This is a genomic window from Treponema sp. (genome assembly GCF_045657965.1).
In the GTDB taxonomy this organism is placed as follows: domain Bacteria; phylum Spirochaetota; class Spirochaetia; order Treponematales; family Treponemataceae; genus Treponema_D.
In genome coordinates this window covers 1-6,800 of the sequence record NZ_JAZOUG010000037.1, presented here as the reverse complement: position 1 = coordinate 6,800, position 6,800 = coordinate 1, and the positions used below count along the sequence as shown (strand labels likewise).

General features: G+C 36.5%; 7 protein-coding genes and 1 pseudogene. 4 read left to right on the top strand and 4 right to left on the bottom strand.

The window, feature by feature from the left end:
* Window positions 1–70 precede the first annotated feature (70 nt).
* Window positions 71–907 (bottom strand): exodeoxyribonuclease III, encoded by an 837-nt coding sequence (locus ACKI5B_RS01080; RefSeq protein ID WP_407425103.1) that lies wholly within the window; start codon window positions 905–907, stop codon window positions 71–73.
* Window positions 908–1,017: 110 nt separating this feature from the next.
* Between ACKI5B_RS01080 and ACKI5B_RS01075 the strand changes: the two genes are divergently transcribed.
* From ACKI5B_RS01075 to ACKI5B_RS01065, 3 genes are read left to right on the top strand one after another with little or no spacing between them, the layout of a single operon-like run.
* Entirely contained in the window at window positions 1,018–1,314 is a 297-nt protein-coding gene (locus ACKI5B_RS01075; RefSeq protein WP_407425102.1) for a metal-sensing transcriptional repressor, read from the top strand.
* Window positions 1,315–1,323: 9 nt separating this feature from the next.
* The gene (locus tag ACKI5B_RS01070) at window positions 1,324–2,685 is read left to right on the top strand and encodes a heavy metal translocating P-type ATPase (protein ID WP_407425101.1); all 1,362 of its coding nucleotides are present in this window, start codon (window positions 1,324–1,326) and stop codon (window positions 2,683–2,685) included.
* Window positions 2,639–3,787, top strand: a complete 1,149-nt coding sequence (locus tag ACKI5B_RS01065; RefSeq protein WP_407425100.1) for a metal-transporting ATPase — start codon at window positions 2,639–2,641, stop codon at window positions 3,785–3,787. Before ACKI5B_RS01070 ends, ACKI5B_RS01065 begins: the two co-directional genes overlap by 47 nt.
* Window positions 3,788–3,790: 3 nt before the next feature.
* On the opposite strand, the gene ACKI5B_RS01060 is transcribed toward ACKI5B_RS01065, so the two are convergent.
* The 3 genes from ACKI5B_RS01060 to ACKI5B_RS01050 are packed head-to-tail and all read right to left on the bottom strand — an operon-like array spanning window position 3,791 to window position 6,156.
* Window positions 3,791–4,636, bottom strand: a complete 846-nt coding sequence (locus ACKI5B_RS01060; RefSeq protein WP_407425099.1) for a phosphatidylserine decarboxylase — start codon at window positions 4,634–4,636, stop codon at window positions 3,791–3,793.
* Window positions 4,636–5,421, bottom strand: a complete 786-nt coding sequence (locus ACKI5B_RS01055) for a CDP-alcohol phosphatidyltransferase family protein (protein WP_407425098.1) — start codon at window positions 5,419–5,421, stop codon at window positions 4,636–4,638. The genes ACKI5B_RS01060 and ACKI5B_RS01055 overlap by 1 nt, the downstream gene beginning before the upstream one ends.
* A gap of 36 nt (window positions 5,422–5,457) precedes the next feature.
* Window positions 5,458–6,156 (bottom strand): TVP38/TMEM64 family protein, encoded by a 699-nt coding sequence (locus ACKI5B_RS01050; protein ID WP_407425097.1) that lies wholly within the window; start codon window positions 6,154–6,156, stop codon window positions 5,458–5,460.
* A 137-nt stretch (window positions 6,157–6,293) separates the two neighbouring features.
* Between ACKI5B_RS01050 and ACKI5B_RS01045 the strand changes: the two are divergent.
* A pseudogene (locus ACKI5B_RS01045) lies at window positions 6,294–6,800 on the top strand (glycine--tRNA ligase); the annotation flags it as partial.

Here is a 6,800-nt window from a genome sequence, read left to right as displayed (position 1 = left end):
TTTTTTTATTTAAAAAAAAAGAGAAGAAACGCTTGAGAAACGTTTCTTCTCTTCGTTACGAGCAGTCTCATTAGTCCTGGATTATAATTTCAATCGGGCAGTGATCTGAACCTGTAATATCTTTTAGAATTGAAGTTGATTTGACTTTTTTCATAAAATTTTTGTTTACACAGGTATAATCAATACGCCATCCAATATTTTTTTCTCTTGCATGAAAACGGTAACTCCACCAGGTATACTGATTCGGTTCTTTACAGAATTCTCTGAAAACATCGATATAACCGTTTGCTGTGAAAAAATCCATCCAGGCACGCTCTTCAGGAAGATACCCTGCATTTCCTTCGTTTGCTTTCGGGTTTGCAAGGTCAATTGGCTTATGAGCAATATTATAGTCACCACAAAGAATAATGTTGTATTCCTTATCAACTAGTTTGTTCAGGTATTCAAAAATTGATTTACAGAATGAAAGTTTGTAATCAAGACGAGCACCTTGATTCTGACTGTTAGGAAAATAAGCTGAAATTATAACAGTTTTTCCAAAAAAAACTGAAAGTACCCGGCCTTCATCATCAAATTCTTGTTTTCCAAGAATTTCTACTTTGTCCGGTATTTTTTTAGAATAAATTGCTGTACTAGAATACCCCGGTTTTTTTGAAGAAGACCAGTACGATTTATATATTGAATTATCTGATTCAACTTTTACAGGAGAAACAGCGTCTTTTGAGGGAAATGGGAAAAGAATATTTTCTTCACTTCCTGGTGATAGTAATGACTGTGACAGTTGAGAAGGATGAGCTTTTGTTTCCTGAATACAGATTACATCTGCATCAGATTTTAATATCCAGTCTGTAAAACCTTTCTTTTCTACAGCTCTGATACCATTTACATTCCACGAAATTATTTTCATAAAACTAATATAACAGATATTTAATCAAAAGAGAATAACTTTAATTAAAAATGGTATTGACCTATACCCTGTATATGTATATCATTCATTAAAATATTACGGCGTTATTTATGAGTGTAAAAAGGTCTGAAAATAAAACAATTCGCACAGATGAAGAAAAAACAGCCTTAATTTTACGGTTAAACCGTATTGAGGGACAGGTTCGCGGTATTAAGCGAATGCTTGATGAAGATGCTTATTGTAATGACTTGCTTGTACAGGTTTCGGCTGTTTCATCCGCATTAAATTCACTTGGCGAACTTATGCTAATGAATCATTTGAAAAATTGTGTTGCTTCTGATTTAAAAGCTGGAAATACAGAAAAACTTGAAGAAGTGATTTCAATATTGCATAAAATGTTAAAATAAAGGAATTATATGGAAAAATTTAATATTTCAGGGATGAGCTGTGCTGCCTGTTCTGCACGTATTGAAAAAGCAGTAGGTTCCCTTAAAGGAGTTAATTCATGTTCTGTTTCTCTTTTGACGAATTCTCTTGTTACTGAAGGTTCTGCCGCACCCGAAGATATTATTCGTGCTGTAGAGAATGCCGGTTATGGTGCAAAGATTATGGGTAACAACTCATCTTTATCAGAGAAAGGCAGTTTTTATGAACAGGAAGAAAGTCTGCGTGATAAAGAAAGTCCTAAGCTTAAGAAACGTCTTTTTTCTTCACTTGGATTTCTTATCGTTTTAATGTATGTCTCTATGGGGCATGCAATGTTTAAGCTTCCTTTACCGTCTTTCTTAGAAGAAAATCTTCTTGCAATTGCAATATTAGAAATGCTTCTTTCAGCATGTGTAATGATTATAAACCAGAAGTTTTTCATAAGCGGATTTAAATCCATTATTTCTCTGGCACCCAACATGGACAGCCTTGTTGCACTTGGTTCCGGAGTGTCTTTTGTATACAGTACTTTTTCAGTTTTTAGTATGACAAAAGCGCTTTTATGGCAGGATACTGAAGTTCTTGAGTTAAAATTCGGAAATCTTTATTTTGAAAGTGCAGCTATGATTTTAACTTTAATCACAGTTGGTAAATTACTGGAGGCAATTTCAAAAGGAAAAACTACAGATGCACTCAAAAACCTTATTAAACTTGCTCCTCAAAATGCTGTTATTATTATTGACGGTGAAGAAAAAACTGTTCCAGTAGAAGAAGTACAAACCGATAGTATTTTTGTCGTACGCCCTGGTGAAAAAATTCCTGTTGACGGTATAGTAATCGAAGGCAGTTCTGCTGTAAATGAAAGTGCCCTTACTGGTGAAAGTGTTCCGGCAGAAAAAAATAAAGGAAGTTCTGTAAGTGCCGCGACAATTAATACATTCGGATTTTTAAAATGCCGTGCAACCAGAGTTGGTGAACATACCAGTCTTGCAAAAATCATTCAGATGGTAACTGATGCGGCAGGTACAAAAGCACCAGTTGCAAAAATTGCAGATAGAGTTTCCGGTATTTTCGTGCCAGCTGTTATTATTATATCTGTTTTAACAACTGTTATCTGGCTTTTCTGTGGTGCAGAAATTCCTTTTGCTCTTTCACGCGGAATTTCTGTCCTTGTAATTTCATGTCCCTGCGCTTTAGGACTTGCAACTCCGGTTGCAATTATGGCAGGAAGCGGTGTAGGGGCACGAAATGGTATTCTTTTTAAAAATGCTGTTTCACTTGAAGAAACTGGCCGGATAACTACAATTGCACTTGATAAAACCGGAACTGTTACAGTTTGCTTTTCATCTTGAAGTAAAAAGTGAGCATCCTCTTGCAAAAGCTGTATGCAGAAAGGCCGTTGAATTAAAACTAAACTCAAATAATGTTGAAAATTTTAAAATTCTTTCAGGGTACGGACTTGAAGCTGTTTTTAGCGCTCAAAAACTTTATGGTGGAAGCCTAAAATTTATTGCAAAAACCTTTGCTGATTCCTATTCAGCTGAGATTCCGGAAAAGTTTCTTGCCAGAGCCGATGAACTTTCTTTACAGGGAAAAACACCTCTTGCATTTGCACTAGAGGACAAATTCTTAGGTATTATTGCTGTTTCTGACACTTTAAAAGAAGATTCTGCCATGGCAATTCAAAATCTTCAGAAAATGGGACTTCAGGTTGTTCTTTTGACAGGCGATAATGAAGAAACTGCACAGGCTGTTGCAGACCAGACTGGAGTTAATGAAGTAATTTCCGGGGTTTTACCGGAGGGTAAGGAAAATATCATACGAAAGTTTAAACAGAAAGGAAAAGTTGCAATGGTTGGAGACGGAATTAATGATTCGCCTTCTCTTGTAAGCGCTGATATTGGAATTGCTGTCGGAAACGGCACTGATGTTGCTATTGATGCTGCGGATGTAGTGGTTATGAAAAGCAGTCTTTCTGATGTTGTAGCTGCTATTAATCTCAGCCGTTTTACGCTCAGAAATATCCATGAAAATCTATTTTGGGCGTTCTTTTATAATATAATTTTGATTCCGGTTGCAGCTGGGGCGTGGTATAAAGTTCTGGGACTTACTTTAAATCCTATGCTTGCTGCATTTGCAATGAGTCTTTCAAGTTTCTGTGTAGTAACAAACGCTTTAAGGCTTAATATTAAAAATATACATAAGATTAAAAAATCTAAAAAAATAAAAAATCTAAAGATGGAGGAAAAAATGGAAAAAACTATTAAAGTTGAAGGAATGATGTGCTCTCATTGTGAAAAGCACGTTAAGGATGCTCTTGAAAAAATTGATGGAGTAAAACTTGCTTTGCCCAGTCACGAACAAGGGGAAGTAAAACTTGAACTTTCAAAAGAAGTTGCTTCTTCTGAATTTGAAAAAGCAGTAACTGAAGCCGGATATAAGTTTATCGGATAAGTTTCACTGAAGTTTTGTTCCAATACATTCACCGATTCTGACTCTGTATTCTGAGCCTGAACCGGTGATTTTTGTAATTTCTTCATGAAGAGCTGCTGAGTCTTTTTGTAAAAGAAGAACGATTGTAGAGCCGTGAAGATCGAAATAGCCTTTTTCATCGCCTTTTTTGAATGAGCCTTCGTTAATGTTATTTTTGATACCGCCTACACTGAAAGCACCGACTTCAATCTGAGCGATTTTACCGAAATTCCGGGTTTCCATGATTGTCCATGAACGGCGGTTTTTTGTGTAAAGACGGAAATTTTCAGCTGCAAGCGGCTGAACTGAATAAAGCGAGCCCTGAATAAAATGGTTACCGTTCTGGCTTCCTGAATCAACATAGCAGTAACGGTGATAGTCGGTAGCGCAGAGACGGAAAACAAGACATAGACCGCCTTTGAATAAATCTGTTGTTTCTTCCTTAGTAAAACCGAATTTTTCTGGTTCAAAGAAATCTTCGAGTGTGTAGTCAAACCCTTTGATGTGAAATTTAGCATCATCTGTAATACTGTATACAGAAAGAAGTGAATCTGCGGGTGAAATTAAATGAGAACTTTCTGAATCGAATTTGATTTCTTTTTTACGGGTAAAAAAATCATTGAAGGATTTAAATCTTACACCTTCAAATCCTGTCATGTCGATTCTGTTCTTTTTAACAAAAGATGAAATGTAAAATCTTGAAAGAGGAGAACGCAATACAAATCCTAATAGTGCAGGAATGTGAAGTTTAAGAATCGCATGAAGTAGAATTCTGCCGGATTTTGTTCCGTATAAAAACTGTACTGATTTGTCATTTGCGTTTTCTGCCATTAAAAAGCCTCTTCAATTTTGGTTTCGATTTCCTGAATGGTGGCTTTATTTTCAAAAACAATCGACGGATCTTTTTCTGCAGTTGGAACACAGTAAGCTTTTCCAAGAAGAAGTAAAGCCAGTTCTACAAGGCCTATGAGGATAAGTACAAGTTTTCCAACCAGATGAGGCTTTAACATTTTAAATGGTGTGATAAAAGCAATTGCCATAATTAAAAGAAGGATTGCAGCTGCCTGAATTGGAGGACGTGAATTTCCAAGAAAATATGAAACAATAAATACTGCCGGAAGAACAACTGCAACACTTGTTACAGGTAATCCCCTGTATTCGTGACGGCTTTCTGCTGTCTGGTTCTGACGTTCCATTTCATCAACATTGAAGTATGAAAGTCGGATAAGTGCACTTAAGAGATAGAGTGCACAGATACAGATTACGATTCTTGCCTGCCAAGGGTGATCGACCGGATACTGTTTGTCACCGATTGCAAGTTTGTATACGATGAGTGAAGGAAATACACCATAACTGATAATATCAGCCATTGAGTCAATTTGAATACCGAAAAGTTTTTCCGATGGAGTTCGGTTTTTTTTGGTTGAAGCCACTTTTCCATCGAACATATCCATAACACCTGCAATCATGAGACAGAGAAGTGCCAGTACAAAACTTCTGTCACTGTTTGAGAAAACAAAATGGATGCCTGCAAATGCAAAAAGCATTCCTACATATGTGAGAATAACCGTGTAATTATAAACACCTAGTAAGTGTAGTTTTTGTTTTTTATCCATACTGTTTTACCTTCTTTTTATACTCTATTTTAAAGTTTAATTGAAACCATATCCAAAAATCAAGCCATAAACGATGATTGTGAATGGTTTTGATGTAAGAATTATTAGTGCAAATTTTTTGAATTTCATGTCCGTAAGACCAGTGAAATAACATAAAAAGTCATCAGGTGAAATCGGAAGAAAAATTGCAATCCATAAAAACACCGGATAGCTTTTCTTTTGTTTTTCAAGCCATTTCATACTTTTGTTGTATTTTTTTTCTGAGAAAATCTGTTTTACAAATGTTACACCAAAAGTGCGTGAAAGCCAGAATGCAACAAAAGAACCTGCACAGATTCCGATATAGTTGCAGATAATCCCAATCCATGGCCCGAAAAGCGTTGGTCCTACGATACAGCCAAGAGTACTGGGAATAACGGCATATACTGTTTTTACGCATTGAAACAAGGTGAGAAAAAGAGGACCGAAAATTCCGAATGAATTGATAAAATCTTTAAAAGAATCTGCGTCACGGAAAGTTCCGGTTTTATATTCATAGAAAAACCAGATTCCGATTCCTACGACAAAAACTGCGAGAGTAATGCAGAAAAGTTTTTTGAGGAAACTTGTTTTGGTTTCGAGAATATTTATTGTCTGTTCTTTTGTCTGCCCGAGAAGTTCAGCCGCTTTTTCTTTGTTATGTTCAATAATTTCGCTGGCTTTTTCCTGAAGCTTATGCTCAATTTTGTGTTCCATTTAAAATCAGAATTTTATTATAACAGATTATTTTATTTTATTCTATAATTGTAGAACAAATTGTTTTATGCTAGAATCTTCTCAATTATTTTTATCCGTCTGCTCCACGCCAGGGGCGGATGAAAGGAGATTTAATCATGGCAAAAGAAAAAAAAGTTCCTGTTGATGAGCACGCATGTACGCTCGACAAAATCATTTCGCTCTGTAAAAGACGCGGTTTTGTTTATCAGGCTTCAGAAATTTACGGCGGTCAGGCCGGTGCATGGGATTACGGTCCATTGGGTGTAGATTTCAAACGAAATATCCAGAACGCATGGTGGAAGGAAATGACTCAGCTCCACGACGATGTTGTTGGTCTTGACTCAGCAATTTTCCAGCATCACACAACATGGAAGGCTTCCGGTCATGTTGACCACTTTTCTGACCCTATGGTTGACTGTCTTGAATGTCAGGCACGCCACAGAGCCGACAAATTGATTGAAGATTTCGTTGCCGCAAATCCAGATAAAGACCCGGGAAAACCAGTTGATACAATGACTCACGAAGAAATGAAGGCTTACATCGATGCCAACATCAACTGTCCGACTTGTAAAAGCGAAAACAAAAAATATACGGCTGTCCGCGAGTTCAACCTTATGTTCAAA

Excerpts from the sequence above, each read along its gene's own strand:
- ACKI5B_RS01080 (WP_407425103.1), bottom strand. The coding sequence starts at position 907 with ATGAAAATAATTTCGTGGAATGTAAATGGTATCAGAGCTGTAGAAAAG.
- ACKI5B_RS01075 (WP_407425102.1), top strand. The coding sequence starts at position 1,018 with ATGAGTGTAAAAAGGTCTGAAAATAAAACAATTCGCACAGATGAAGAA.
- ACKI5B_RS01070 (WP_407425101.1), top strand. The coding sequence starts at position 1,324 with ATGGAAAAATTTAATATTTCAGGGATGAGCTGTGCTGCCTGTTCTGCA.
- ACKI5B_RS01060 (WP_407425099.1), bottom strand. The coding sequence starts at position 4,636 with ATGGCAGAAAACGCAAATGACAAATCAGTACAGTTTTTATACGGAACA.
- ACKI5B_RS01055 (WP_407425098.1), bottom strand. The coding sequence starts at position 5,421 with ATGGATAAAAAACAAAAACTACACTTACTAGGTGTTTATAATTACACG.
- ACKI5B_RS01050 (WP_407425097.1), bottom strand. The coding sequence starts at position 6,156 with ATGGAACACAAAATTGAGCATAAGCTTCAGGAAAAAGCCAGCGAAATT.